Annotated in this window: 23 protein-coding genes and 1 tRNA gene; 15 read left to right on the top strand and 9 right to left on the bottom strand. The window is 73.3% G+C overall.

Features of this window, described 5'->3' with window-relative positions; genetic code table 11:
• Positions 1 to 40: 40 nt before the first annotated feature.
• On the bottom strand, positions 41 to 601 hold the full coding sequence (locus tag ACWDNY_RS19550; protein WP_451647027.1) for a SigE family RNA polymerase sigma factor: 561 nt from the start codon (positions 599 to 601) through the stop codon (positions 41 to 43).
• Between the two features lie 384 nt (positions 602 to 985).
• Here ACWDNY_RS19550 and ACWDNY_RS19545 point away from each other — a divergent pair, with 384 nt between their 5' ends.
• The gene (locus ACWDNY_RS19545) at positions 986 to 1,864 is read left to right on the top strand and encodes a bifunctional DNA primase/polymerase (RefSeq protein WP_451647026.1); all 879 of its coding nucleotides are present in this window, start codon (positions 986 to 988) and stop codon (positions 1,862 to 1,864) included.
• A 110-nt stretch (positions 1,865 to 1,974) separates the two neighbouring features.
• Here ACWDNY_RS19545 and ACWDNY_RS19540 read toward each other — a convergent pair whose 3' ends face one another.
• From ACWDNY_RS19540 to ACWDNY_RS19525, 4 genes are all read right to left on the bottom strand, one after another.
• Positions 1,975 to 2,652, bottom strand: a complete 678-nt coding sequence (locus tag ACWDNY_RS19540; protein ID WP_451647025.1) for a DUF305 domain-containing protein — start codon at positions 2,650 to 2,652, stop codon at positions 1,975 to 1,977.
• Positions 2,653 to 2,757: 105 nt separating this feature from the next.
• The gene (locus tag ACWDNY_RS19535; protein WP_451647024.1) at positions 2,758 to 3,180 is read right to left on the bottom strand and encodes a DUF6153 family protein; all 423 of its coding nucleotides are present in this window, start codon (positions 3,178 to 3,180) and stop codon (positions 2,758 to 2,760) included.
• Between the two features lie 212 nt (positions 3,181 to 3,392).
• Positions 3,393 to 3,479 (bottom strand) — tRNA-Ser (locus ACWDNY_RS19530).
• Positions 3,480 to 3,542: 63 nt separating this feature from the next.
• Entirely contained in the window at positions 3,543 to 5,042 is a 1,500-nt protein-coding gene (locus ACWDNY_RS19525; RefSeq protein WP_451647023.1) for a trypsin-like peptidase domain-containing protein, read from the bottom strand.
• A 256-nt stretch (positions 5,043 to 5,298) separates the two neighbouring features.
• Here ACWDNY_RS19525 and ACWDNY_RS19520 point away from each other — a divergent pair, with 256 nt between their 5' ends.
• The 3 genes from ACWDNY_RS19520 (at position 5,299) to ACWDNY_RS19510 (ending at position 8,161) form a co-directional block, all read left to right on the top strand.
• Positions 5,299 to 6,126: a glycerophosphodiester phosphodiesterase gene (locus ACWDNY_RS19520; protein ID WP_451647022.1), complete on the top strand. Its 828-nt coding sequence runs from the start codon at positions 5,299 to 5,301 to the stop codon at positions 6,124 to 6,126.
• 125 nt (positions 6,127 to 6,251) lie between these two features.
• On the top strand, positions 6,252 to 6,890 hold the full coding sequence (locus ACWDNY_RS19515) for an ATP-binding protein (protein WP_451647021.1): 639 nt from the start codon (positions 6,252 to 6,254) through the stop codon (positions 6,888 to 6,890).
• A gap of 302 nt (positions 6,891 to 7,192) precedes the next feature.
• Entirely contained in the window at positions 7,193 to 8,161 is a 969-nt protein-coding gene (locus ACWDNY_RS19510; protein WP_451647020.1) for a DUF5926 family protein, read from the top strand.
• 269 nt (positions 8,162 to 8,430) lie between these two features.
• Here ACWDNY_RS19510 and ACWDNY_RS19505 read toward each other — a convergent pair whose 3' ends face one another.
• Positions 8,431 to 8,958, bottom strand: coding sequence for a hypothetical protein (locus ACWDNY_RS19505; RefSeq protein ID WP_451647019.1), 528 nt, complete (start codon positions 8,956 to 8,958; stop codon positions 8,431 to 8,433).
• A 55-nt stretch (positions 8,959 to 9,013) separates the two neighbouring features.
• Entirely contained in the window at positions 9,014 to 9,679 is a 666-nt protein-coding gene (locus ACWDNY_RS19500; RefSeq protein ID WP_451647018.1) for a bifunctional DNA primase/polymerase, read from the bottom strand.
• Positions 9,680 to 10,316: 637 nt separating this feature from the next.
• Between ACWDNY_RS19500 and ACWDNY_RS19495 the strand changes: the two genes are divergently transcribed.
• Both ACWDNY_RS19495 and ACWDNY_RS19490 read left to right on the top strand, forming a co-directional pair.
• Positions 10,317 to 11,744, top strand: coding sequence for a PP2C family protein-serine/threonine phosphatase (locus ACWDNY_RS19495; protein ID WP_451647017.1), 1,428 nt, complete (start codon positions 10,317 to 10,319; stop codon positions 11,742 to 11,744).
• A 304-nt stretch (positions 11,745 to 12,048) separates the two neighbouring features.
• A complete protein-coding gene (locus ACWDNY_RS19490; RefSeq protein ID WP_451647016.1) occupies positions 12,049 to 13,509 on the top strand; it encodes an aminopeptidase P family protein in 1,461 nt (486 codons plus the stop codon).
• Between the two features lie 118 nt (positions 13,510 to 13,627).
• Here the strand turns inward: ACWDNY_RS19490 and ACWDNY_RS19485 are convergent, their stop codons facing one another.
• Positions 13,628 to 14,074: an ATP-binding protein gene (locus ACWDNY_RS19485; protein ID WP_451647014.1), complete on the bottom strand. Its 447-nt coding sequence runs from the start codon at positions 14,072 to 14,074 to the stop codon at positions 13,628 to 13,630.
• 226 nt (positions 14,075 to 14,300) lie between these two features.
• On the opposite strand from ACWDNY_RS19485, the gene ACWDNY_RS19480 reads away from it, so the two are divergent.
• From ACWDNY_RS19480 to ACWDNY_RS19440, 9 genes are all read left to right on the top strand, one after another.
• Positions 14,301 to 15,161 carry a hypothetical protein gene (locus ACWDNY_RS19480; protein ID WP_451647013.1) on the top strand — a complete coding sequence of 287 codons (861 nt, stop codon included), beginning with the start codon at positions 14,301 to 14,303 and terminating at the stop codon, positions 15,159 to 15,161.
• Positions 15,162 to 15,468: 307 nt separating this feature from the next.
• The gene (locus ACWDNY_RS19475) at positions 15,469 to 16,203 is read left to right on the top strand and encodes a YcnI family copper-binding membrane protein (RefSeq protein WP_451647012.1); all 735 of its coding nucleotides are present in this window, start codon (positions 15,469 to 15,471) and stop codon (positions 16,201 to 16,203) included.
• Between the two features lie 88 nt (positions 16,204 to 16,291).
• Positions 16,292 to 16,942 (top strand): SCO family protein, encoded by a 651-nt coding sequence (locus ACWDNY_RS19470; RefSeq protein WP_451647011.1) that lies wholly within the window; start codon positions 16,292 to 16,294, stop codon positions 16,940 to 16,942.
• Entirely contained in the window at positions 16,939 to 17,403 is a 465-nt protein-coding gene (locus tag ACWDNY_RS19465; RefSeq protein ID WP_451647010.1) for a copper chaperone PCu(A)C, read from the top strand. Before ACWDNY_RS19470 ends, ACWDNY_RS19465 begins: the two co-directional genes overlap by 4 nt.
• Before the next feature lie 13 nt (positions 17,404 to 17,416).
• Entirely contained in the window at positions 17,417 to 19,402 is a 1,986-nt protein-coding gene (locus ACWDNY_RS19460) for a copper resistance CopC/CopD family protein (RefSeq protein WP_451647009.1), read from the top strand.
• A gap of 9 nt (positions 19,403 to 19,411) precedes the next feature.
• Entirely contained in the window at positions 19,412 to 20,719 is a 1,308-nt protein-coding gene (gene efeB, locus ACWDNY_RS19455) for an iron uptake transporter deferrochelatase/peroxidase subunit (protein WP_451647008.1), read from the top strand.
• Between the two features lie 82 nt (positions 20,720 to 20,801).
• Entirely contained in the window at positions 20,802 to 21,734 is a 933-nt protein-coding gene (gene pheA / locus ACWDNY_RS19450) for a prephenate dehydratase (RefSeq protein WP_451647007.1), read from the top strand.
• 620 nt (positions 21,735 to 22,354) lie between these two features.
• Positions 22,355 to 23,632: a serine--tRNA ligase gene (serS, locus tag ACWDNY_RS19445; protein ID WP_451647006.1), complete on the top strand. Its 1,278-nt coding sequence runs from the start codon at positions 22,355 to 22,357 to the stop codon at positions 23,630 to 23,632.
• Complete coding sequence (locus tag ACWDNY_RS19440; RefSeq protein WP_451647005.1) at positions 23,629 to 24,441, top strand: HAD family hydrolase; 813 nt, start codon at positions 23,629 to 23,631, stop codon at positions 24,439 to 24,441. Before serS ends, ACWDNY_RS19440 begins: the two co-directional genes overlap by 4 nt.
• A 394-nt stretch (positions 24,442 to 24,835) precedes the next feature.
• On the opposite strand, the gene ACWDNY_RS19435 is transcribed toward ACWDNY_RS19440, so the two are convergent.
• Positions 24,836 to 25,555, bottom strand: a complete 720-nt coding sequence (locus ACWDNY_RS19435; protein ID WP_451647004.1) for an ABC transporter permease subunit — start codon at positions 25,553 to 25,555, stop codon at positions 24,836 to 24,838.
• Positions 25,556 to 25,557: the final 2 nt, after the last annotated feature.

Genomic DNA, 25,557 nt, shown 5'->3' with positions numbered 1-25,557 from the left:
TCTGCACGGACCGCCCGCGGGCACGGGCGGCGCCGGCACGTCACCGGCACTCGAGCCCCAGCTCGGGATCGTCGCGCAGCTTGCCGAGCGCCCGCGACACCGCGGACTTCACCGTCCCGACGGACACCCCGAGCACCTCGGCCGTCTGCACCTCGGAGAGGTCCTCGTAGTACCTGAGGACGACCATCGCCCGCTGCCGGGCGGGCAGCTTCATGATCGCCCGCCACATGGCGTCCCGCAGTGCCTGCTGCTCGGCCGGGTCGGTGCCGCCGGGCACGGGGTCCGGTTCGGGCAGTTCCCCGCACGCGAACTCGTCGACCTTGCGCTTGCGCCACTGGGACGTGCGCGTGTTCAGCAGCGCGCGGCGCACGTAGCCGTCCAGCGCCCGGTGGTCCTCGATCCGGTCCCAGGCCGCGTACGTCTTGGTGAGCGCGGTCTGCAGCAGGTCCTCCGCGTCGCTCGGGTTGGCGGTCAGCGACCGGGCGGTGCGCAGCAGCACGGGCTGCCTGGCCCTGACGTACGACGAGAACGACGGATGGGCCAGGGCCCGCGCCGTCGGTACGGCGGCGTTCGACGCGCTGGTGCAGACGGGTGGGGTCATGGCTTCACGCTATGAGCGGCGCCCGCCCCGGCGGATCGCCCGCAGGTCCCGAAGCCGGGTCCCCCTCAGGTTGTAGGGGCGAGGGCGGCCCGACCTCCTGTAGGTGGACCCGGCGGCGGCGCCTCCTCAGGGGTTGCCCGGGCTGAGCCGACCGGACGCACCGGGAACCACGGCAGGTCCACCCGCCGCACCGGCCCGCGCACGCCCCGCCCCGGCCCGTCCGCGCGGCGCCGACCGAGGCGCTTCGGGCGCCCGGCACCAAGGGTCGGCGCCAGGCGGGGCAGGAGGCGAACCGTTCCGGCACAGGAGGGCCGGCCCGCACTCCGGGACGCGCCGCGAGCCCCACCCCTTCCCATTTTCGAACGCCTGTACGACTATGGAGTCATGGCCACCATCGACCGGCAGGCCACGACGCTGGCCCTCGCGCACGCCCTGTCAGCCGCCGAACGCGGGCTGGCCGTCATCCCCCTGTCCCGGACGAAACTCCCGGCCCTGCGCTCCCCCCATCGCGACGACCCCGGCGCCGCGCCCTGCCACGGCGAGTGCGGCCGCCTCGGCCACGGGGTGTACGACGCCTCCACCGACCCCGCGCGCATCCGCGAACTGTTCGCCGCCGCCCCCTGGGCCACCGGCTACGGCATCGCCTGCGGACTGCCGCCCCACCATCTGATCGGCATCGACCTCGACGTCAAGGGCGGCACGGACGCCCCGGCGGCCCTGCGTGAACTCGCCCTGCGCCACCTGTTCACGATCCCGCCGACCGTCGTCGTGCTGACCCCGAGCGGCGGCCGGCACCTCTGGCTGAGCGGTCCGCCGCACGTCGTCGTCCCCAACTCCGCCGGGCGGCTGGCCCCGGGCATCGACATCCGCGGCGCGGGCGGCTATCTCGTCGGGCCCGGGTCCCGCACCGGCCACGGGGTGTACACCACCGCGCCCCGCACCGCCCGCCTCGTGCCCGCGCCCTGCCCACGGTCCCTGCTGCGGCTGCTGCTGCCACCGCCCCGCGGACCGCACCGGCACACCACGCCGGCGTCGGAGTCGGCGGGCCGGCACGGTCACGGCCTGGTGCAGTTCGTCCTCGGGGCCCACGAGGGTCAGCGCAACACTCGTCTGTACTGGGCCGCGTGCCGGGCCTACGAGGACGGAATCGGCCCGGCCCTGACCGGCCCGCTGGTCGAGGCCGCCCTCCACACCGGCCTGACCGAACGCGAGGCCCGAGCGACCATCGCCTCGGCGGCCCGCATGACGGGCCACCGCCCGTGAAACGCAGCGGCCTGATATCTGGTCGAGCGACCGGTCGACAGGCGAACCGCGCCCTGCGGGCCCGGGACAGCCGGCAGAAGCTGCCCCGAGCCCGTCCAGGGAGGGGGGATCTACTTCTTGCCGAGCATCTCGTTCATCTCGGTGATCTCGGCCGATTGGGACGTGACGATCGACTTCGCCAGCGTCGTGGCCGGACCATAGGCGCCCTTGGCCTGCTCGGTCCTCGCCATCGCGACGGCGCCCTGGTGGTGGCTGATCATCATCTGCAGGAACGCCTTGTCGAAGGCGTCACCGGACAGGCCCTTCAGCTCGGCCATGTCGTCGTCCGACATCATGCCGGGCATCGACGAGGCGGAGTGGTGCATGCCCGGCATGCTCTCCATGCCGGGCATGCCGTCGTCCGGGACCTTCTCGCCCCAGGCCTTCAGCCAGCCCGACATGGTGTTGATCTCCGGGTCCTGCGCCTGCCTGATCTTCGCGGCCAGGTCCTTCACCGACGGGGCCTTCGCCCGCGACGCAGCCAGGCCGGCCATGGCCACAGCCTGCCGGTGGTGCGGGATCATCTCCCGCGCGAACGACACGTCCTGCGTGTTGTGGCTGCCCTGCGCGACGGAAGCGGTTGCCGAGGGGTTGGCGGAGGACATCCCCGCCATGTCGTGGCCGGAGTGCCCGGAGGCGGCCGGCGAGCCGGAGCCGCTGCTGCCGCCGCAGGCAGTCAGCACCACTGCGGCGGTCGCAGCAGTGGCCAGCGCGGCAGTCCGGCGGATGAGGGAACGGCGAGATGCCATGAGAGTGCAGCTCCTTGAAGAGCCCGCGCATGCGCACGGGAGCAACGGATCGTGAGGTAGCCCGGAGCACGCCACCCCCAGCGGGAGGATGTCGTGCGGGCGTCTCTAGATCCGCAGGAGCTGCAGCTCGGACAGGTCCGGCGGTGCCCGGCCGTCGATCGTCCGCGCGACCCGGTTGCCGGAGTCCGTCCCGGCGGATTCACCGGAGACCACCGGCCACGGCAGCAGGGCGGGTGGCACGTAGGAAGCGGCCGTGTCCCCGGCCGCGCAGGTCCCGCCGGCATGGCCCATGGCCATCCCACCGTGACCCGCGTCTGACAGGTGCGGAACCGAGCTGCCGCCCGCATGAGCCGGCACCGCGTGGTGCTCGGCGCCGTCGAGAGCGGCCATCATGACGTGCTGTCCCGCTGAGGGTGACCCCGATGGCGACAGCGCGTGCATGGCCAGTACTCCAGCCACCACCGCCAGGACGAGCAGCAGCCGGCGGGCACGGTCCACCGCGAAGCCGGGGTGCGCGCTGACTGCCATGGTCCTCATCATAGGGACGCCGGGTGCCGCGCCCACTCAGAAGGCCTCCGATCGAGTTCGGCAGCCGCCGTTCCCGTCACGAGAAGGCAGCCGTGCCCCGTGCGCGCCCGACCGGGCGGGAAGCCACGGGGAACAGCGGACAGTCACGGCAGCCGGACAGGAGAACGGCCCCCGACCGAGATCCTGGTCAGGGGCCGTTCTCACACCTCATGCGGAGGCGGTGGGATTTGAACCCACGGTGACATCGCTGCCACGACGGTTTTCAAGACCGTTCCCTTCGGCCGCTCGGGCACGCCTCCCCGCGCCGCGCGTGATCGGCGGCGCGGGACAAGACTAACGGGTCGGCAGGCCCGCGTGGGGGGTCAGTTGTCGCCGACGCGGGACCCCAGGGTGAGCTCGGTGGTGTGCTCCTTGCCACCGCGCTCGTAGGTGACCTTGACCTTGTCGCCCGGCTGGTGGATCCAGATCTCGCCGATCAGGGTCGGGCCGGAGTCGATCACGCGATCGCCGAGCTTGATGATGACGTCGCCGGGCTTCAGGCCGGCCTTGTCGGCCGGGCCGTCGGCGTCGACCGGCGAGGCGCCGCTGACGCCCTGCTCGGTGATCTTCGCGCCGTTCGTCGCCTCCTCCAGGGAGACGGAGGCGCCGATCTTCGCGTAGACCGGCTTGCCGCTCTTGATCAGCTGCTGGGCGACGTACTTGGCCTGATTGATCGGGATGGCGAAGCCCAGACCGATCGAGCCCGACTGCCCCGAACTGCCGAAGCCGCCGCCGCCCGTCGACTGGATCGCGGAGTTGATGCCGATGACCGCTCCTCGCGCGTCGAGGAGGGGACCGCCGGAGTTGCCCGGGTTGATGGAGGCGTCGGTCTGCAGGGCGCTCATGTAGGACGCCTTGCTGTCGGAACTGCCGTCGCTGGAGGCCACCGGACGGTTCATGGCACTGATGATGCCCGTCGTCACCGTGTTCGACAGGCCGAAGGGCGCGCCGATGGCGATCGTCTCGTCGCCGACGGCCACCTTGTCCGAGTCGCCGAGAGTCAGCGGCCTGAGGTCCGACGGGGCGTTCTTGAGCTTGATGACCGCGACGTCGTAGCCCTGGGCGTGGCCGACGACCTCGGCGGCGTACTTCTTGCCGTCGGGGAACGTCGCGGTGAGCTTGCCGCCGTCGACCGCGTCGGCCACGACGTGGTTGTTGGTGACGATGTGCCCCTGCTTGTCGAAGACGAAGCCGGTGCCGGTGCCGCCCTGGCCGCCGGCGCCCTCGGCCTCTATGGTCACCGTGCTCGGCAGCGCCTTGGCGGCCACGCCCGCGATCGAGGCGGAGTTGCGCTTGACCTGGGAGGCACCGGTGTCGGGGGCGGAGATGGTGGTGGAGCCGCCGACGTCGTTGTTCCTGGCCAGCGTGTAGCCGATGCCGCCGCCCAGGCCGCCGGCGACCAGCGCGGCCGCCAACAGGGCCGCGATCGGACCGCCACGTCCGCGCTTCGGTCCGGGCTGCCCGGGCGGGGTGCCCCAGCCTGCACCCCAGCCGGAGTTGCCGCCGGCGCCGCCGTGCGCGTGCGCGGGCGTGCCAGGGGGCGGCGGGGGCCAGGAACCGTCGGCCGGAGCGCCGGAGCCCTGCGGACCGGGCGCGCCGGGCGCTCCCTGCGGACCTGCCGACGCGTGGGCGGCCGGATCGCCGGGGTACGCCGGGGAGGGGCGGTGGTCCGGCGCTCCGGGCGGGTACGGCGGGGCCACGGGAGCAGTGGGCGCGTCGCCCCAGGGTGCCGCTGCCTGCGGGGAAGCAGCGGGCGAGTCCACCGGCACGGGAGGTGCTGACGGGGCCGGGGGGACCGCAGTGCCCTCGTTCTCGGTGCTCACGACTCTTCTCCTCGATCCACGGCTGTTCCTGTCGGTCGCACTCGGCGGGCTCGGCACGCGTTCCGACGAAGCGGCACGCTCGGAGTGCACACGGGCATGTGTATACCGTCAGCTTTTCCCATGGCCCGTCAGAGCACCGTAAGCGGTGGCTGTGGGTCCGGGCCTGTCCTTTATATAAGTCATGGCGCGCGAAACGGACACATTCTCGACGCCTCCCGCACTCACACCTACCCGTTCATGGTGGCACCATGACGCGGTGACCCACGTACGGCAGCACCACACCCAAGTCGTCGCCCATCGCGGAGCCTCCGAGGACGCGCCCGAGCACACCCTTGCCGCCTACCGGAAGGCCGTCGAGGACGGAGCGGACGCCCTCGAGTGCGACGTGCGGCTCACCGCGGACGGTCATCTCGTCTGCGTCCACGACCGCCGCGTCAACCGTACGTCCAACGGCCGGGGAGCGGTGTCGGCCCTGGAGCTGTCCGATCTCGCCGCGCTCGACTTCGGGTCCTGGCGGACGCGCTCCCCGTGGCGGGGCCGGGAGGAGGAGCCCGACTGGGAGTTCCGCCCCGAGGATCCCCAGGACACCTCGGTGCTCACCCTGGAGCGGCTGCTCGAACTCGTCGCCGACGCCGGGCGGCGGGTGGAACTGGCCGTCGAGACCAAGCACCCCACACGCTGGGCCGGCCAGGTCGAGGAGCGGCTGCTGGAGCTGCTGAAGCGTTTCGGCCTGGACGCCCCGCCCTCGGCGGCCGAGTCCCAGGTACGGATCATGAGTTTCTCGGCGCGCTCGCTGCACCGGGTGCGGGCGGCCTCGCCGACACTGCCGACGGTGTACCTCATGCAGTTCGTCTCACCACGACTGCGGGACGGGCGGCTGCCGGCGGGTGTCCGGATCGCGGGACCCTCGATCCGGATAGTGCGCAACCACCCGGCGTACATCGAGCGGCTGAAGGCCTCCGGGCACCAGGTGCACGTGTGGACCGTCAACGACCCTGAGGACGTCGGGCTCTGCCTCGACCTCGGGGTCGAGGCCATCATCACCAACCGTCCGCGGGCGGTCCTGCATCAGCTCGGCCGCTGATCGGCCGCACCCCTTGACCCGGGCGCCCGCCTGAAGCATCCTCCGATCTCGGCCACACCGACGAAATCCAGCCAAACGTCACAGGGAGTGCTCCGGCGCGTTCGGTGCGTGTCCGACCGTTGCGAATGCGTCGCCGGACCGGGTCGGGCCGGTTTCCGGTACAGGCCGGAAGGGCATCCACACCGTGGCGTGGGGCGAAGGAGGTCTCGGGGGTGGCGTTGGTGGTGGCACAGGAGGTGCCCACGTCGTCGAGCATGGCCGTTCCCCATGGCCCTGCGGGCGTGGGGGAGGCAAGGCGCCGGATGCGCGCTCAGCTGCGCAGGGGCGGTGTGGCGGAATCGGTCGTCGACGACGCCGTACTGATCCTTTCCGAGCTCTTGAGCAATGCCTGCAAGCACGGCCGGCCTCTGGGCGGCGCCCTGGCCGGCGACGGAGACGTGCGGGCCGCGTGGCGCGTGGACGCGGGCGGCCGGCTGACCGTCGAGGTGACGGACGGCGGCGGCCCGACCCGCCCCGCTCCCGCCACTCCCTCGGTCACCGCGCACGGCGGCCGCGGGCTGAACATCATCACCGCGCTGGCCGACGACTGGGGCGTACGGGACGACGTCCGCGGCGAGGTGACCGTGTGGGCCGTCGTCCACGAGGGCGTGCACGGCCCGGGCGCCGGGCACCGGCGCGACGACTTCGCATCGCGGATCACGGCCCCGCGGGTGTCCGCCCTGCCCGGGCTGGACTTCGTGGACGCCTTCGACGACCTGGACTGAACCGGCCCGGGCACGACCGGCGCGGGCACCGAGCCGAGCCCTCCCCTTCGCGGCCGCCGCACGATCCGGCAGGCCCGCACCCACGAAGCCCATGCCGGTCCGCGTGTCCGACACGCCCACCGCCAGGGACCCGGCGGATCCGCCCGCGGGGGCCCGTACCCCTGGCACCAGGGCCCGTGTACCCCGCTCCGGTGCACCTGCGGCGGGCCGCCCACGGCGTTGTCCACAGGGTCCCGTCGATCATGGCGCGAACGACTAGGCTCGCGCCCGTACGAGACGAGCCGTAACCGGGAGACACCCAGATGGCCAAGAAGCGACCCCAGACGAAGGCCAAGCGCCCGCAGCTCACGGACGACGGAGAGGTCCCGGTCGTCGGCGCCCGTGAGCCGTGCCCCTGCGGCAGCGGCCGCCGCTACAAGGCCTGCCACGGCCGTGCCGCCGCGCACGCCGCGACCGAGCTGGTGCAGCGTCCCTTCGAGGGGCTGCCCGGGGAGTGCGACTGGGTGGCACTGCGCGAGCTGGTCCCCGCCGCCACGGTCGGGCTGGCCGTGCAGAAGGGCCTGCCGGAGGGCGTCCCGTCCGTCACGCTGGCCACGGTGCTGCCGATGGCCTGGCCCGCGCTGCGCCGCGAGGACGGCTCGGTGCTGATCGGCCTGCAGAACGACACGCCGTCCGGCGACATCAGCCGCGACCTCGCCGACACCCTGCTGCGCGCGCTGGAGGCCGAGCCCGGCACACCGGTGCAGGCCCGCCGCGCCCCGGCCGGCGGTCCGCGGCTGCAGGACCTGCTCGACCCGGAGGCCGCCTTCGAGCCGATCGTGCACACGGGCTTCGAGTTCTGGGTGCCGGACGCGGAGAACGCGGCGCCGGACGTGGCCGCCTCCCTGGAGCGGGCCAACGCCGCGGCCATCCCGACCGTGCGCCTGCGGGGCGTGGAGGCCGCGTACTGGTGCGAGACGCCGGAGAAGAACCACCTGCGCTGGGTCATGCCGCACCCGGAGGAGCGGCTTCTGGACGCCCTGGCGCGGCTGCACGCGGCCGGCACCTCGAACCTCGGCGAGGGCACCCGCCTGGTGGGCTCCTTCCGCGCCCACGGCCTGACGGTGCCCGTCTGGGACCTGCCGAGCGGTGTCGCCGCGGACGACGTGGAGAAGCCGGCCGCCGAGTTCGCCGAGCGCCTGGCCGACGCCCTGGCCGTGGACACACCGCTGACCACGGAGGAGCGCCGGGCCCGCGGCGGCCTGACCAACCGGCAGATCACCCTCAGCTGACACGACGGGTCCGGCTGACCGGCCGGTCAGCCGGGCTCGTGCCGCACAGGGGGTGACTCCCGTCACAACTCCCGCACGGCGCAAGCGAGTCGGTGACCGGAAAGACCACCTCCCCGGTGACCGGAAAGCCGAGACCGAATTTGCGAACCGCCGATCTCTTGTTACCGTTCCAGTAGCCCGGTTGCTGGTGCATCCCCCGTCGCCAGCAACCGGGTCTTTCCATGCGTGCCGCGCTCACGGAGCGCATCCGCACGCCAACGGCCCGTCGGTTACGAGTTGCTCCCGGAGCGCAGCAGCAGCGGCCCCTCTTCCCCACGCGTCCAGAACTCCGCGACGGCCGTGTACGCCGTCGGCATCCCCTGGGTGTGCTCCCGGGGCGTCCCGCACACGCGCGGCTCGTCACCCGTGGCCGGCGGGCAGTGGACGCGCACGGTGCGGTCGCCGGGGCCCAGCAGGCTGAGGGCGGCGTCCAGCACCTCGCCGGTGGTGTTGCGGTAGTAGGTCCGCGCCCAGGTGTCCTCGCCCTGCGTCAGCACGCAGGTCTGCGCCTCGACCCCGCCGGGGGACGCGGCCTGGCCACCGCAGCGGGCCGCGGTGGCCAGGCCCAGCCCGAGCAGCAGCGGGGAGGCGGACGGCGCGGCGGACGGAATCTTGTCGTCGGCCTCCGGCAGGGGCCCTGCGGCGGACCGCGCGTCGGGCCGGCCGCCCTCCCCGGCGGGTCCCGCGGACGCCACTGCCAACGGCAGCACGACGGCGCACGTGACAGCGCCCGCCAGGGCGAGGAGACGGCAGTTCATGACCGGACGATAACGAGCCCGGACGCCCACCCCGCCCGTCACGCGCCCGACACCCCTACATCTCGGGCGCGCTCACACCCGTACGAGTGAGGGCCTCCACCACCGTGTCCACCACGGCCTCGACGTCGGGCACCCAGGGCGCACAGGAGGCCGGCAGCGGCGCGCGCTCCCAGCGGAGCGCGCCCTCGCCGGTCTCGGAGGGGGGCAGGGCGAGGTAGCCGCCCTCGCCGTGGAAGCGCAGGGAGCCGGGCACGAAGTCCTGGGCGTAGAGCAGCTCGCCCAGCTGCTCCATGGAGTACGGCTTCACGAGCAGCGCCCAGCGCGAGGGCGAGGCGACGACCGGACCCAGGCGCATGCCGATCCGGTCGAGGGCGGCCACCGCGCGGGCGCCCGCCAGGGCCGGCAGGCTGACCGCGCAGGGCGCCTTGCCGCCGGTGGCCAGGACGACCGGCGCGGTGGGCCGGTTCGTCCACCACCAGCGCACCATGCGAGCGTCCGTGGTGGCCGCGAGGAGGCCGGGGTCGAAGGGGTGCGCACCGGGAACCGTACAGTCCGGGTCGGGGCAGCCGCAGCGGCCGCGGCCCTGCGGATCCGGCGCCACGCCCGGGAGCACGGGCCACTGCCAGACCGTCGCGAAGGTCAGGGCCGCGTCGATCGGCTCGGGCCTTTCGTCGCCGCGCCGGGACCGGAACCTGCGTCGCCTTCCGGGGATCTCGCGCATCAGCGCTCGTTCCTTTCCGTTGCACCGCTGGCAACACCGTGGATCACATCTAGACCATGTGTCGATCGCTTCACTGTGCGTACCTGTTGGCGCATCACACCCCCGCCGTCAGGCGCGGGGAGCCCCTGTGGGCCGCGTTCGGCCGGCTTCCGCGGCAGCCTGGCTGCCCGTGTGCCCCGTCCCTGCCGGATCTATCAGAAGCACGGGCATGGCGCGGGGTGGCGGAACGTGGCGTTTTGCCGTCGCGGGTTCTGCTCTCCGCCGCCACCGCGGAGGATGGGGCACGGTCGTCGATGACTGGGACGCCCGGGTCCGTCGCCAGGTTCCAGGTGGCCCCCCACCACCCCTGGCCTTCTCCGGGAACGTACCCGTCACGACCGCTGTGACGCTCCGTCGAGCAGACCCAGTCGACCGCAATCAGCCGTTACCCGAGGCAGTTTCAAGCCAACTTCGCCTTTCCGCAAGGGGTTCGACGGACAACCCCGCCGTCCTCACGGACACCAGGAATCCCCGCAGGACAATGCTGGACATCCCCGCACGAGTGCGTGTACATGTGGAGACACTGCCGGCGGCGCAGAAGGACATGGGGGTTTGCGATGCTTCTGGTCACTAAGCACCGGTCGGAAGGCCGGACGCCATGACCGCCCCTCACCTTCCGAAAGTGGCCGGAATCGACTCCGCGGTCCCCGCCCCCGCACACACTGTCGCGCCCGCGCCCGCCTCCCCGGGCACCACGACCGCACCGCCCGACGGCCCCTGCTGTCCGCACCTGCCGAACGCACCGGGCCCCGCCGTGGAGGACCGGCTGGCGGGCTGGGTCTCCGACCTCACGGCCCTGCACGAACTCACCGAGCGCCTGGCCCGTACGAACGGACTCGAGGCCGCCCTGACGGAACTGCTGCGCGCCGGTGCCGCCCTCGTGGGCGCCCGGCGCGGTCTCGTCGTGTGGGAGCCGCAGGACGGACGCGGCCCCGAGACCGTGGTGGGCCTGGGTCTCGGCCGCGCCGACCTCGGTCACCTCGAGACCGTCCCGCGCGACGCGATGCCGTACGGCACGCTCCTCGACACGCCCGCCGGCCTCCCGGGCGGCGAGCACGAGCTCGTGCGGCCCGACCTGTTCGCCGAGGACGGACTCGACCCCCGCCACCGCGAGGTCGCCGCCCGCCTCGGGTACGCCGCCAGCTACGCGGTCCCCCTGTCCACCGAGGCCGCCGGCCGGCTGGGCGCCGCCGTGTGGCTGTACGACGCGCCCACCGAGCCGGCCGAACGACCGCGCCACCTCGTCGGCCTGTACGTCCGCCACGCCACCGAGCACCTGGCACGGATCCTCGACGTCGAGCGCATGCGCGCCTGCGTGGGAACGCTCTTCGAGGAACTGCTGCCCTCCCGGCTGCCCCGGGTGGCCGGCGTCCAGCTCGCGGCCCGGCACCGCACCGGCCCGCGCGGCGGCGGCGACTGGCACGACGCGCTCCCCCTGCCCGACGCCGCGCTCGGCCTCGCGGTCGGCTCGGTCACCGGTTCCGGGCCGGGCGCGGTCGCCGCGATGGGACGACTGCGCGCGTCGCTGCGGGCGTACGCCGTGATGGAGGGCGAGGACCCCGTCGCCGTCCTGTCCGACCTCGAACTGCTGCTGCGGCTCACCGAGCCCGCCCGGTCCGCCACCGCCCTGTTCGCCTACTGCGAGCCCGCGCTGCGCAGGGTCACCCTGGCCGGGGCGGGCCACAGCCCGCCGCTGCTCGTCGGCGAGCGGCGCACGGAGTTCGTGGAGACGTCCGTGTCCGCGCCGCTCGGAATGCTCGCCTGCTGGGAGGCACCGAGCACCGAGTTCCAGGCGGAGGCGGGCGAGACGGTCCTGCTGTACACCGACGGGCTGCTGCACCGCACCGGCGACCCCGTGGACCGGGCCTTCGCCCGGCTGCACGCGGCGGCCGTGAGCGTCCCGCGCCCGCTGCGCCTGGATCCCGGGGCGGTCGCCGACCACGTCCTGGCCACCGTCCTGCCGGACGGCCTCGACGCGACGGACGGCGGGGAGGACGTCGTGCTGCTGGCGGCGCGGTTCGAGTGACGGCGGCGCGAGCGGCGGCCCGCGGGCGCGGGCCGGAACGCGCGCACGGGCCCGTCTGGCGTGAGCCCGGCGCGTGACCACGGGGAAGGAACCCGGCCCCGGTCGGCGTGAGCCCGGCGCGTGACCACGGGAACCCGCCGGTCGACGGGAGCGCGGCGCGTGACACACGAGCCCGGCGGTCGGCGCGCGCCCGGCACGTGCCGCGGCGTCCGGCGACCCGTCGTGCGGCCCCTGGACCCCTGAGCCCCTTGCCGCGCGAACGTACGATGGTGCGTGGTCCAGTGCCGTATCAAGGAGGAAGACCGTGGCCGACGATCTCACCCCGGAGACCCCGGACGCCGAGTCGGAGGAGCCGATCAAGCAGCGCAAGAACGGCCTGTACCCGGGCGTGTCCGACGAGCTCGCCGAGAACATGAAGTCGGGCTGGGCCGACACCGAGCTGCGTGACCTGGAGCCGGTCCCCCAGGCGGGGCGGACCGCCGCCCGGCGCGCCGCGCTCTCCGCCCGCTTCCCCGGTGAGCGTCTGGTGATCCCCGCGGGCAACCTGAAGACCCGGTCCAACGACACCGAGTACCCCTTCCGGTCCTCCGTCGAGTACGCCTACCTCACCGGCAACCAGACCGAGGACGGCGTGCTGGTCCTGGAGCCCACCGCCGACGGCCACCGGGCGACGGTCTACCTCCTGCCGCGCTCCGACCGGGAGAACGGCGAGTTCTGGCTCTCCGGCCACGGCGAGCTGTGGGTGGGCCGCCGGCACTCCCTCACCGAGGCCGAGACGCTGTACGGCATCCCCGCCTCCGACGTGCGGGAGCTCCCCGCCGCCCTGCGCGAGGCGACCGGCCCGGTCCGCGTCGTGCGCGGCTACGACGCCGGCATCGAGGAGGCCCTGACCGACAAGGTCACCGCCGAGCGCGACGAGGAACTGCGCGTCTTCCTCTCCGAGATGCGGGTGGTCAAGGACGAGTTCGAGATCGGCGAGCTGCAGAAGGCCGTCGACTCCACCGTGCGCGGCTTCGAGGACGTCGTGAAGGTCCTCGACAAGGCCGAGGCCACCAGCGAGCGCTACATCGAGGGCACCTTCTTCCTCCGCGCACGGGTGGAGGGCAACGACGTCGGCTACGGCACCATCGCCGCCGCCGGACCGCACGCCTGCACCCTGCACTGGGTGCGCAACGACGGCCCGGTCCGCTCCGGCGACCTGCTCCTGCTGGACGCCGGTGTCGAGACGCACTCCCTGTACACCGCCGACGTCACGCGCACGCTGCCGGTGAGCGGCCGCTACAGCGAGATCCAGAAGAAGGTCTACGACGCCGTGTACGAGGCCCAGGAGGCCGGGATCGCGGCCGTGAAGCCGGGCGCCAAGTACCGCGACTTCCACGACGCCGCGCAGCGCGTGCTCACCGAGAGGCTCGTCGAGTGGGGTCTGGTCGAGGGCCCGGTCGAGCGGGTGCTGGAGCTCGGCCTTCAGCGCCGCTGGACGCTGCACGGCACCGGCCACATGCTCGGCATGGACGTCCACGACTGCGCCGTCGCGCGCACCGAGACGTACGTCGACGGCACGCTGGAGCCCGGCATGGTGCTCACCGTCGAGCCCGGCCTGTACTTCCAGGCCGACGACCTGACCGTGCCCGAGGAGTACCGGGGCATCGGCGTGCGCATCGAGGACGACATCCTGGTCACCGAGGACGGCAACCGGAACCTGTCGGCGGGCCTGCCGCGCCGCTCCGGCGACGTCGAGGCGTGGATGGCGTCCCTGAAGGGCTGAACCGATCACCGGTCCGTACGCTCCCCGGCCCGCTTCGGGCGCCGCGGTGCGGGCCGGGGGCCGGCGGCGGACAGGACTGAGGGCCGGGCACCCGCGCGGTGCCCGGCCCTCGGCGCGCCTACACGGCCATCAGCGGCGTACCCCGGCGCCACTTGAGGATCTTGTCGAAGCTCACCACCGCACCGCTCCGCCCCGGCTTGGTGCCGATCTGGACGTGGTCGGCGAGCTCCTGGATCAGGCACAGGCCACGGCCGTGCTCCGCCTCGGTGTGCGCGGCGCGGAACGGGGTGCTGCGCTCGTCCGGCGGGAAACCGGGTCCCGCGTCGGCGACCTCGATGCGGCACTTCTCCCCGTCGAGGTAGGCGGTGACGCGGTACCCCTCCGAGCAGCCGTCGTGACCGCCGTGCTCGACGGCGTTCGCGCAGGCCTCGCTCAGGGCCACGGACAGATCGAAGGAGACGTCGGGATCGACTCCCGCGGTCTCCATCGTGCCGAGAAGGAGCCGCCGGGCGAGCGGGACGCTCGCAGCTTCGCGCCGCAGTTGGAGTGACCACCAGATGCTCATGCTCCAGCCTCCAGGCCGCGGCTCGACATACCGTTACGTATTGCCGCCCATGCCCGGGGGTAAGCACGGCGTCGACGCGCTGCCGCACGATCGGCGGATGCGGCGGGACCGGGCATGGGTGTATGCGCAGGCCCCGGCCCCGGGGGTGACTTTCCGGTCGTTCCCCCGGCCATTTCGAGGGCCTGCCGCACGGCGGAGCGGGGCCCGGTGGGAGGATGAGCCCGCCATGTCTGCCCCCTGCCCGCGCTCGGCGCGCTCCGGAAGCGAGCTCCGGTTTCTGCGGGCCGCGGTGTTCGCCGCGGTCTGCGTCGTGCTGGCCGCGTCCGGTCACGCGCTGGCGTCCTGTGCCGCGGTGCCGCTGTGGACCGTGGGCGCCGCCTTCCTGGGGGCGCTCGTCGTCGCGGCGCCGCTCGCCGGGCGCGAGCGGTCCCTGCCGGGCATCGCGGCGCTGCTCGCGGTGGGCCAGATCGTGCTTCACACACTGTTCGGCCTGGGCCAGCACGGTGCGGCGGCCGCGGCGTCCGGCGAAACGCCGCACGCCATGGGATCGGCCGGCTCGGCCGGGGGCGCGGGAGCCCTGCACGGCATCGGCGACGCCTCGCTCGTCGAGCAGGCGGCGCGGTTCGTGTGCGGCACCACCGCGGCGGCGATCAGCCCCGCGCAGGCCTACCGGATCCTCCACGACGCGCACGTCCACGCGGCCACGGCCTCGCCCACGGGCCCAGGGGCCCAGCGGACGGACGCCCTGTCCGCGGCCGGGACTCCGGCCGCGCTGCTGCCGTCGCTGCCCATGCTGCTCGGCCACGTCCTGGCCGCGATCGCCGCGGGCTGGCTCCTGCGCCGCGGTGACCTGGCCCTGCTGCGGCTGATCCGGCTGTCGGCGCACGGCGTCGCCGAGGCCGCCCTCGTCCGGTCCCTGCGCGCGGCGCTCGCCCTGGTGCGTGCCCCGCGCGCCGGGCTGCCGGCCGATCCCCGCTTCTGGAGCGCCGCCCACTGCGCGCCCCCGGTGCTGCGCACCACCGCGCTGCAGCACACCGTCGTCCGGCGCGGCCCGCCGGCCGCCACCGCACTCGTCCTCGCTGCCTGACGCGACGCGACCACCACCGAGCGGGACTGCCGCCCGAGGGAGCCGCCGTCGTGCGGCACGCGCGCGTGCACGCGTCCACCGCCACCGGCCCACCGCATTCTCCCGTGGTGGCCCGTGACGCCGTCGGTCCCGGCGTGTCCGCCGTACCCGCGGTCGTCGCGGTCCGGCCGGCCGCCGCGGCCGCGCCGGTATCCGGCCCGGCCGTAGCGCCTCTGTGACCTGCGGATCACCCCTCCGGTCGGCGTTTCGGCTCCGCGCACGCGTATCCCTCGTCACGGAACCCACTCGAAGCGGAGTACCCCCTGTCATGAAGGCCTCTCGTCTCGCTGCCGCCGGTGCCGTCGCCGGCTCGGCCGTCCTCGCCCTGTCCACCCCGGCGTTCGCCCACGTCAGCGTGCAGCCGGAGACCACTCCCGCCAAGGGCGGCTACACGGTCGTCGACTTCAAGGTGCCCAACGAGCGCGACAACGCCTCCACCACCAAGGTCGAGGTCAACTTCCCGGCCGACCACCCGCTGGCCTCGGTCATGCCGGAGGCGATCGACGGCTGGAAGATCGAGGTCACCAAGTCGAAGCTGGCCAAGCCGCTGGAGATGCACGGCGAGAAGATCTCCGAGGCGGTCAGCAAGGTGACCTGGACCGCCGAGGGCAAGGGCATCCAGCCCGGCTACTTCCAGAAGTTCCCCGTCTCCCTCGGCGCGCTGCCCGAGGACACCGACGAGCTCGTCTTCAAGGCGCTGCAGACGTACTCCACCAAGGAGGTCGTCCGCTGGATCGAGGTACAGCAGGACGGCCAGGAGGAGCCCGACAACCCGGCACCCGTCCTCGAACTCGCCGCCGCCGCGGACGACGACCACCACGGCTCGCCTGCCGCGGACACCGACGGCACGCAGGCCGCCGCGCAGAAGACCGGCGCCGACGGCTCGGACTCCGAGGGCGGCAGTGACACCACCGCCCGCGTCCTCGGTGTCGTGGGCATCGTCGTGGGCGCGGCGGGCGTGGCGTACGGCGCGTTCGCCGGCCGCCGCCGCACCACCACCTGACCCCGCTCCCCCGCCACCGCGCCGGGGTCGTGCGACCCTTGCGTACGACCCCGGCGCGCGCCGAAACCTCACCTCTGGGACCTTTTCCATGCGCAACAAGACGTTCGCCGCGGCCGCGCTGCTCGCCGCCGCCGCCCTGACCCTCACCGCCTGCGGCAGCGGCGACGACAGCGGCAAGCCGGTCGCGGCGGTGTCCGAGGACTCCGCGCGCAAGCCCGCGACCGTCCTCGACAAGCCCTTCGAGAAGCCGGACCTGGTGCTCACCGACACGCAGGGCAGGACGTACGACCTCCGCAAGGAGACCGCGGGCCGGCCGACGCTGGTCTACTTCGGCTACACCCACTGCCCCGACGTCTGCCCGCTGACGATGAGCAACATCGCGGTCGCCAAGAAGGCACTGCCCAAGGCCGAGCAGGACAGGCTGCGGGTGGTGTTCGTCACCACCGACCCGGCCCGCGACACCCCCGCCGAGCTCGGCACGTGGCTCAAGGGCATCGACCCGCAGTTCGTCGGCCTGACCGGTGATTTCCCGGCCATCCAGGCCGGCGCCCGCGCCCTCGGCATCTCCGTGGAGCCGTCGACGAAGGACAAGGACGGCAAGGTCGTCTCGGTGCACGGGACCCAGGTCGTCGCGTTCTCGCCGAAGACCGACGCCGGATACGTCCTGTACGGCGAGGACGCCACCGTCGACGACTACACCAAGGACCTGCCCAAGCTCGTCGAGGGACGCAACCCGTGAGGCGGACGGCGCCGGCCTCCCTGCTGGCCACGGCCCTGGCCGCCGGCCTCCTGGCGGGCTGCGGCGGGTCCGGGTCGGGCGACGCGAACGCCCGGTTGGCGGTCAGCTCCGCCTACATGCCGCAGCCGGTCTCGGACTCCATGGCGGCCGGCTTCCTGACGATCGTCAACGACGGCGGGGCGAAGGACGAGCTGACGAAGGTCACCAGCGACATGGCGGGCGACGTCACCGTGCACGAGACGGTCCGGGGGGTGATGCGGGAGACCCAGCGGCTCACCGTTCCCGCCCACGGCCGGCTGGTGCTCAGGAGCGGCGGCAACCACCTGATGTTCGAGGACCTGAAGCGGCGGCCCCGGCAGGGCCAGACCGTCTCCGTCGAACTGCACTTCGCCACGTCCGGCCCGGTCACGGTCGAGATGCCGGTGAAGTCGGCCACGTACAGCCCCGAGACCGGCCACTGAGGGAGGGACCACCGTGACGTCGACCATCGCCCCCCGCGTCCGGACGCTGGTGCTGCTGTTCCTGGCCGTCACCGGCGCACTCCTGGGGGGTGCCGGACCGGCCTCCGCGCACGCCGCGCTGACGGGCAGCGACCCCCAGCAGGGTGTGGTGGTCGACCGGGCCCCCACCCAGGTGTCGCTGACCTTCTCCGAGAAGGTCGCGCTGAACGACGACTCGCTGCGGGTGCTCGACCCGCGCGGTCAGCGTGTCGACACCGGCACACCGTCCGAGACCGGCGGGACCACCTACGCCGTGCGTCTGCGCGACGGACTGCCGAACGGCACCTACACCGTCGCCTACCAGGTCGTCTCGGCCGACAGTCACCCCGTCGGCGGCGCCTACACCTTCTCCGTCGGCGCGCCGTCCGCCACCTCCGCCACGGTCGGCGATCAGGGCGCGGGCGGCGGGGCCGTCGGTCTGCTGTACGGGTTCGGGCGGTACGTGTCCTACGCCGGCTTCGTCGTCCTGGCCGGTGGCGCCGCCTTCGTGCTGGCCTGCTGGCCGCGCGGATCGGGGGTGCGCGCGGTGCAGCGGCTCGTCGTCTCCGGCTGGGTCGCGCTCACCGCTGCCACGCTGGCGCTGCTGCTCCTGCGCGGGTCGTACACCACCACCGGCAGCGCGGCGGACGTCTTCGACCTGGAACTCCTCGGCCAGGTGCTGCAGACCAAGACGGGCGCGGCCCTCGTCTCCCGGCTGCTGCTGCTGGCCGCGGCGGCCCTGTTCGTAGCGGTGCTCTTCGGCGCGTACGACAAGCGGGAGGAAGAGGAGAAGCGCGATCTGTCCTTCGGCCTCGCGATCGGCGGGGTGGTCGTCGCGGCCGGGCTCGCGGCGAGCTGGGCGATGGCCGAGCACGCCTCGACCGGTCTTCAGCCCGTGTTCGCGATGCCGGTCGACGTGGTGCACCTGCTCGCGGTCGCCGCCTGGCTCGGCGGACTGGCCGCCCTCCTCGTCGCGCTGTACGGGGCCCCCGCGACGGACCCGGTAGAGACCTCCGCGGTGCGCCGCTTCTCCCGCGTCGCCTTCGGGTCCGTCCTCGCACTGGTCGCCACCGGCGCCTACCAGTCGTGGCGGCAGGCCGGTTCGTGGTCCGCGCTCACCGGGACCCGCTACGGCCAGCTGCTCCTGGTCAAGATCGGGCTCGTGGCGGTGCTCGTCGGCATCGCGTGGACCTCGCGGCGGTGGACGGGACGGCTGGCGGAAACGGCGGCCGTCCCGCCCGCGGCGTCGGGATCGGCGGAGGAGGCGGCCGTCACCACCGCAGCCGAGGCGCCGGTGGCGGCCGGTGAGAAGGTGAAGTCGGACGAGAAGGGAACGGCGGACGCCGGGGAAACCCCGGCAGCCGTACCCGGGGGCGGGACGCGCGGGACGGCGGTGTCCGCCGACTCCCGGCGGACCGCCCAGCTCGCCCGGCAGCGGGCCGCCGTGAACGCCGCACGGCAGAAGCGGCTGCGGGACGCCGACCCGCACCGGTTCGGGCTGCGCCGCTCCGTGCTCATGGAGGCGGGCGTCGCCGTCGTGCTGCTCGCCGTCACCACCGTGCTCACGCAGACCGAGCCGGGCCGCACGGAGGAGGAGGCCAGGGCCGCGGCATCGGCCGCGGCCTCCTCGTCCTCGGGAGGGGCCGTGACGCTGGACATGCCGTTCGACACCGGTGGCGCGGACGGCAAGGGCGTCGTCCGCATCGACCTCGACCCCGCGCGCGTGGGCGGCAACGAGATGCACGTCTACGTGGAGCGGCCGAACGGCCGGGCGTTCGACGTCCCCGAGGTGAAGATCGCCTTCACCCTGACCACCAGGAAGGTCGGACCGCTGCCGGTGGCTCCCGACCACATCGCCACCGGGCACTGGGCGGCGAGCGGGGTGCAGATCCCGATGGCCGGCGACTGGAAGGTCGCCGTGACCGTGCGGACCTCCGCCATCGACCAGGTGACCGTCTCCAAGAACGCGCAGATCGGCTGAACCCCCACCATGCCTGACCAGTCCATTTCCCGGGCCACGCCCCAGCGCCCCTCCCCCGCGGCGTCCACGCACGGACACGGCGCTCCGGGTCGCGCCGCGGCCGGGGAGGGCATCTCGCGCCGGCGGCTGCTCGGCACGGCGGGTGCCACCGGACTCGTCCTCGGCGCGGCGGGCGGAGCCGTGGGCCACGCGGCGGGGCCCTCGTCGGCCGCGCCGCTCACCTCACTGGGCTCGGACCGGGCGATGTTTCACGGGAAACATCAGCCCGGCATCACCGATCCCCTCCAGGCCCGCGGCCACCTCGCCGCCTTCGACCTGACGCCGGGCGCGGGCCGCAAGGAGGCGGCGGCCCTGCTGCGCCGCTGGTCGGCGGCGGCGGAGCGGCTGATGGCGGGGGAGGCCGCCCCGCACGACGACACGGACGTCGCCCGGGACGCCGGCCCGTCGTCGCTGACGGTCACCTTCGGCTTCGGTCACAGCTTCTTCGACCGGACGGGTCTGGACAAGCAGCGGCCGGCCGCCCTCGACCCGCTGCCCGACTTCTCCTCCGACCGGCTCGACAGGGCGCGCAGCGACGGCGACCTGTGGGTGCAGATCGGCGCGAACGACGCGCTGGTCGCCTTCCACGCCCTGCGCACCCTGCAGAAGGAGGCCGGGTCGGCGGCCCGCGTCCGCTGGCAGATGAACGGCTTCAACCGCTCCCCGGGCGCCACCGCGCACCCGATGACGACCCGCAATCTCATGGGCCAGATCGACGGCACCCGCAATCCGGAGCCGGCCGACACCGACTTCGACCGGCGCGTCTTCGTCCCCGCCGACGGGAAGCCGGCGTGGATGGCGGGTGGCTCCTATGCGGTCGTCCGCCGGATCCGGATGCTCCTGGACGACTGGGAGAAGCTGCCGCGGACGGAGCAGGAGGCCGTCATCGGGCGACGCAAGTCCGACGGCGCGCCGTTGAGCGGGGGCGGCGAGACGACGGAGATGGACCTGGAGAGGGCGGGCAAGGACGGCAAGCCGGTCGTCCCGCTGAACGCCCACGCGCGGATCACCCGCCCCGATCAGAACGGAGGCGCGGCGATGCTTCGCCGCCCGTTCTCGTACCACGACGGCTTCGACGCGGAGGGGGTGCCGGACGCGGGTCTGCTGTTCGTCTGCTGGCAGGCGGATCCGCTGCGCGGCTTCGTGCCGGTGCAGCGCAAGCTGGACCGCGGCGACGCGCTCGCGCCGTACATCCGGCACGAGGCGAGCGGGCTGTTCGCGGTGCCGGGCGGGGCGGCGGAGGGGGAGTACGTGGGGCAGCGGCTGCTGGAGGGCTGAGGGGCGCCCGCGGTTCACCTCCCGGGGTGGGCTCCGCCGGGACGGCCGCCGCTGGTACCCGTCAGGCCATTAGGGTGAGGTCATGCCAGCGAGTTACGCGTATCTCGGTCCCGAGGGCACCTTCACGGAAGTCGCCCTGCGCACGCTCCCCGAGACGGCCACCCGGGAACTCGTCCCGTACGTGTCCGTGCAGTCCGCGCTGGACGCGGTGCGCGGCGGTGACGCCGAGGCGGCTTTCGTGCCGATCGAGAACTCCGTCGAGGGCGGCATCACCACGACGCTCGACGAACTGGTCGCGGGCGAGCCGCTGATGATCTACCGCGAGGTGCTGCTGTCGATCACCTTCGCGCTGCTGGTCCGGCCCGGCACGAAGCTGTCGGACATCAAGACGGTGACCGCCCACCCGGCCGCCCAGCCGCAGGTGCGCAACTGGCTGAGGGCGAACCTCCCCGACGTCGTCTGGGAGTCGGCCGCGTCCAACGCGGACGGCGCCCGCCTGGTGCAGGAGGGCCGCTACGACGCAGCCTTCGCCGGTGAGTTCGCCGCCGCCCGCTACGGCCTGGAGGCCCTGGAGACGGGGATCCACGACGCGGAGAACGCGCAGACGCGGTTCGTTCTGGTCGGCCGGCCCGCGCGCCCCGCCGCTCCGACCGGCGCGGACAAGACGTCGGTGGTGCTGTGGCAGCGCGACGACCACCCGGGCGGGCTGCGTGACCTGCTCGGTGAGTTCGCCACCCGGGGCATCAACCTGATGCTGTTGCAGTCCCGCCCGACGGGCGCCGGCATCGGCAACTACTGCTTCTGCGTCGACGCCGAGGGCCACATCACCGACCGCCGGATGGCCGAGGCGCTCATGGGACTCAGGCGTATCTGCCTGCAGGTGCGTTTCCTCGGCTCCTACCCGCGCGCGGACGCCGGAGTCGCGGACGTGCGCCCTCCCGCGCCCGGCACCTCCGACGCGGAGTTCGTGGCGGCCGCCGAGTGGGTGGCGCGCTGCCAGGACGGCCGGTTCTGAGAGCTCAGCGGGTCCCGGCGCCGGGGCTTTCGCGGCGGGGTCCGTTCGCCGCCGCTCCCCCGGCCGCCAGGGTGCCTCTCGCGCCCGGCCCGGCAGTACGGTTCCGGCCAATGCGTCAAGCGCTCCTTGTCCACAGGTGTTATCCACAGGTTGGCTTCTCGACCTGGGGACAAGTCGACATCAAGGGGCTCTCCGATCGACAAATCGCCCCGCCTCCCGCCGGAAGGGTCACCGCCGCACGCATCACCCTTCATCCCGAGGATTCCATCGATTCATCCTTTGGAGCGACGTTTTTGCACCCGAAAGTGAGACAAGAACCACTGCGAACCGCACAATTCTTCGCCTCCGGACGCTTCTGGAGTGATCAATTCCGGCATCCACAGATCTTGCACACAGCCTGTGGATAACTCCTCCGCGGAACGCTTTCCTGTGGACGACCGAGTTACCAAGTGCCCGGCCGAGCACGGGAATCGAGCCAGCCGGGACTCCACGCCCCGCCCCGTTCCGGAGTGCGGTCACCGATGGTCACCGCGACCAGAGTCAGGTGCACAACGGCGGATAAGCCGCAGTCCGGAATACCGGGTCGTGGGCCGGAACGCCGCACCGGTAGCCTTGACCGCGTGATTGACCTTCGTCTGCTCCGTGAGGATCCCGACCGTGTGCGCGCGTCCCAGCGCGCCCGTGGAGAGGACGTCGCACTCGTCGACGCCCTCCTGTCCGCCGACGAGCGGCGCAGGTCGTCCGGCGTCCGCTTCGACGAGCTGCGCGCCGAGCAGAAGACGCTCGGCAAGCTCATCCCCAAGGCCACCGGGGACGAGAAGCCCGCGCTGCTGGAGAAGGCCGGCCGGCTCGCCGCCGACGTGAAGGCGGCCGACGCCGAGCGCGACGCGGCCGACGCCGAGACCAGGGAACTCCTCCTCCAGCTCGGCAACCTCGTGCACCCCGACGTCCCGGTCGGTGGCGAGGAGGACTTCGTCACGCTGGAGACGCACGGGACCATCCGCGACTTCGCGGCCGAGGGCTTCCAGCCCAAGGACCACCTGGAGCTCGGCCAGACGCTCGGCGCGATCGACGTCGAGCGCGGCGCCAAGGTCTCCGGCTCGCGATTCTACTTCCTCACCGGCGTCGGCGCCCTGCTGGAGCTGGCTCTGGTGAACGCGGCGATCGCCCAGGCCACCGCCGCCGGCTTCACGCCCATGCTGACCCCGGCGCTGGTCCGCCCGCAGTCGATGGCCGGCACCGGCTTCCTCGGCCAGGCGGCCCAGGACGTCTACCACCTCGACAAGGACGACCTCTACCTGGTCGGCACGTCCGAGGTGCCGCTCGCCGCGTACCACATGGACGAGATCATCGACGGCGACCAGCTGCCACTGCGCTACGCGGGCTTCTCGCCGTGCTTCCGCCGCGAGGCCGGCTCGCACGGCAAGGACACCCGCGGCATCTTCCGCGTGCACCAGTTCGACAAGGTGGAGATGTTCTCCTACGTCACTCCCGAGGAGTCGCAGGAGGAGCACCGCCGGCTGCTGGAGTGGGAGAAGGAGTGGCTGACCTCGCTGGAGCTGCCGTTCCGGGTCATCGACGTCGCCTCGGGTGACCTCGGCGCGTCCGCCTCGCGCAAGTTCGACTGCGAGGCCTGGATCCCGACCCAGGGCAAGTACCGCGAGCTGACCTCGACCTCGGACTGCACCGAGTTCCAGTCCCGCCGCCTGCACATCCGTATGCGAGACGGCAAGCGGGTCCGTCCGCTGGCGACGCTCAACGGCACCCTGTGCGCCGTCCCGCGCACGATCGTCGCACTGCTGGAGAACCACCAGCAGGCCGACGGCTCGGTGCGGGTGCCGGAGGTGCTCCGTCCCTACCTCGGCGGCCGGGAGGTCCTGGAGCCGGTGGCCAAGTGAGACCCACCGCTGAGGCGTTCCCGTACCAGCTGATCGCGACCGACCTCGACGGGACGCTGCTGCGCTCCGACGACTCGATATCCCGGCGCACACGTGAGGCGCTCGCCGCGGCCACCGCGGCGGGCGCCGCGCACATCGTGGTCACCGGCCGCGCGGTCCCGTGGACGCGGCACATCCTCGACGACCTCGGCTACCAGGGCCTCGCCGTCTGCGGCCAGGGCGCCCAGGTCTACCACGCCGGCGAGAACCGCCTGCTGACGTCGGTGACCCTGGACCGCCAGCTCGCCGGTGTGGCCCTGGCGAAGATCGAGGCGGAGGTCGGGCCGCTGTACCTGGCGGCGAGCCGCGACGGCCTGGACGGCGAGGTGCTGGTCGGTCCCGGTTACGCCGTCACCGGCGCGCTGCCCTCCTCACCGTTCACGGACGCCTCCGACCTGTGGAGCGCACCGCTGAACAAGATCTACATCCAGCACCCCACGCTCACGGACGACGAACTCGCCGACGTCGCCCGCCGGACGGCGGGCGGTTTCGTCACCGTCGCCATGGCCGGTGAGGGCATCGTCGAACTCCTGCCGCTGGGTCTGTCCAAGGCCACGGGCCTGTCCCTGGCGGCCCGCCGCCTTGGCATGAAGCCGGCCGACACCCTCGCCTTCGGCGACATGCCCAACGACATCCCGATGTTCGCCTGGGCGGCCCGAGGCGTGGCCATGGCCAACGCCCACCGCGAGCTGAAGGCGGTGGCCGCCGAAGTCACGGCCTCGAACGACGAGGACGGCATCGCGGTGGTCCTGGAACGCCTGCTGGGCTGAGAGCGCCGCGAGGCCGGCCGGTGCGGACCCTCCGGGGGGGCGGCCCACGCGACAGCGCGTCAGGCGTCGCGTGCTCGAAGCAGCCGCCCCGGGCAGTTCCCCGTGCGGGTCGGTCTCGACGGAGCGGTGGTCACTCCGGAGCCGGCCGCGGACTGCCCTGCCGGGAGCCGGGCGTGCTGCCGTGCGGAGGCATCCCCGGCTCCTCTCCCGGAACGTGGCGCCGGTCCGGCCGGCGTCGCGAACACCACCACTGTGCCCGCGCGCCGCACGGCCCGCCATCGATTTACCAATGGGCCGTGCGGGCCCGCGGCCGCCGCTGCCGCGCGCCCTGCCGAAGAGCGGGCCGGCCGGCGGCGGAAGGGGCCCGGAGGCCCTCACCGGCCGGCCGGAGCCGTCACTCCTCCCCGGCCGGCGTCAGCGAGCGGAGCTTCTGCCCGGCGTACCAGGTGGCCAGCACCGTGACCGCGGCCAGCAGCACCGTCGCCGTCGTCAGCCCGACGTCGGAGGTGACCAGGTCGCCCCCGGCGACCTGGTGCGCCACGGCCAGCGACCACTGCTGGACGCTCAGCGTGCGCGCGCCGGGCACCAGCGAACCGAACAGCGCCTCCCAGACGAGCGCGTAGACCAGCCCGAGGACCACCGCATGCCGGGACACCGTGCCCAGCAGCAGGAACAGCGCCGCGTAGGCGATGGAGGCGACCAGCGCCGCGACGGTGTAGGCGACCGCGATCTGCTGTCCGTTGCCGTTGAGGATCAGCCCGGCGACGAGCGTCGGGACCGCCGAGAACACCATCGTCACCGCGATCGCCACGATGAGCTTGGTGAAGATGATCGTCGGCCGCTTCAGCGGCTTCGACAGCAGGTACACCACCGAGCCGTCGTCGATCTCCGGCCCGATGGCGCCGGTGCCGGCGATGACGCCGATGAGGGGCACCATCGTGGCCAGCGCCAGCCCGCCGAGGACGTCCGCGGCCGTCTGGTCGTCGGCGCCGGCGAGGGCCCGCACGGCCACGGCGATGGCGATCAGCAGCAGTGGCAGGGCACCGAGGATGAGGGCCCGGCGGCGGCCGAGCAGGGCCCGGTAGGTGAGTCGGGCGACTGTGGGGTCGTACATCT

The sequence above is a fragment of the Streptomyces sp. NPDC003697 genome, assembly GCF_053587115.1.
The sequence above is the reverse complement of the archived record's forward strand: the minus strand, read 5'-3'. Positions and strand labels throughout refer to the sequence as shown.

Excerpts from the sequence above, each read along its gene's own strand:
- ACWDNY_RS19550 (WP_451647027.1), bottom strand. The coding sequence starts at position 601 with ATGACCCCACCCGTCTGCACCAGCGCGTCGAACGCCGCCGTACCGACG.
- ACWDNY_RS19545 (WP_451647026.1), top strand. The coding sequence starts at position 986 with ATGGCCACCATCGACCGGCAGGCCACGACGCTGGCCCTCGCGCACGCC.
- ACWDNY_RS19540 (WP_451647025.1), bottom strand. The coding sequence starts at position 2,652 with ATGGCATCTCGCCGTTCCCTCATCCGCCGGACTGCCGCGCTGGCCACT.
- ACWDNY_RS19535 (WP_451647024.1), bottom strand. The coding sequence starts at position 3,180 with ATGGCAGTCAGCGCGCACCCCGGCTTCGCGGTGGACCGTGCCCGCCGG.
- ACWDNY_RS19515 (WP_451647021.1), top strand. The coding sequence starts at position 6,252 with ATGCGTCGCCGGACCGGGTCGGGCCGGTTTCCGGTACAGGCCGGAAGG.
- ACWDNY_RS19510 (WP_451647020.1), top strand. The coding sequence starts at position 7,193 with ATGGCCAAGAAGCGACCCCAGACGAAGGCCAAGCGCCCGCAGCTCACG.
- ACWDNY_RS19505 (WP_451647019.1), bottom strand. The coding sequence starts at position 8,958 with ATGAACTGCCGTCTCCTCGCCCTGGCGGGCGCTGTCACGTGCGCCGTC.
- ACWDNY_RS19500 (WP_451647018.1), bottom strand. The coding sequence starts at position 9,679 with ATGCGCGAGATCCCCGGAAGGCGACGCAGGTTCCGGTCCCGGCGCGGC.
- ACWDNY_RS19495 (WP_451647017.1), top strand. The coding sequence starts at position 10,317 with ATGACCGCCCCTCACCTTCCGAAAGTGGCCGGAATCGACTCCGCGGTC.
- ACWDNY_RS19485 (WP_451647014.1), bottom strand. The coding sequence starts at position 14,074 with ATGAGCATCTGGTGGTCACTCCAACTGCGGCGCGAAGCTGCGAGCGTC.
- ACWDNY_RS19480 (WP_451647013.1), top strand. The coding sequence starts at position 14,301 with ATGTCTGCCCCCTGCCCGCGCTCGGCGCGCTCCGGAAGCGAGCTCCGG.
- ACWDNY_RS19475 (WP_451647012.1), top strand. The coding sequence starts at position 15,469 with ATGAAGGCCTCTCGTCTCGCTGCCGCCGGTGCCGTCGCCGGCTCGGCC.
- ACWDNY_RS19470 (WP_451647011.1), top strand. The coding sequence starts at position 16,292 with ATGCGCAACAAGACGTTCGCCGCGGCCGCGCTGCTCGCCGCCGCCGCC.
- efeB (WP_451647008.1), top strand. The coding sequence starts at position 19,412 with ATGCCTGACCAGTCCATTTCCCGGGCCACGCCCCAGCGCCCCTCCCCC.
- pheA (WP_451647007.1), top strand. The coding sequence starts at position 20,802 with ATGCCAGCGAGTTACGCGTATCTCGGTCCCGAGGGCACCTTCACGGAA.
- ACWDNY_RS19435 (WP_451647004.1), bottom strand. The coding sequence starts at position 25,555 with ATGTACGACCCCACAGTCGCCCGACTCACCTACCGGGCCCTGCTCGGC.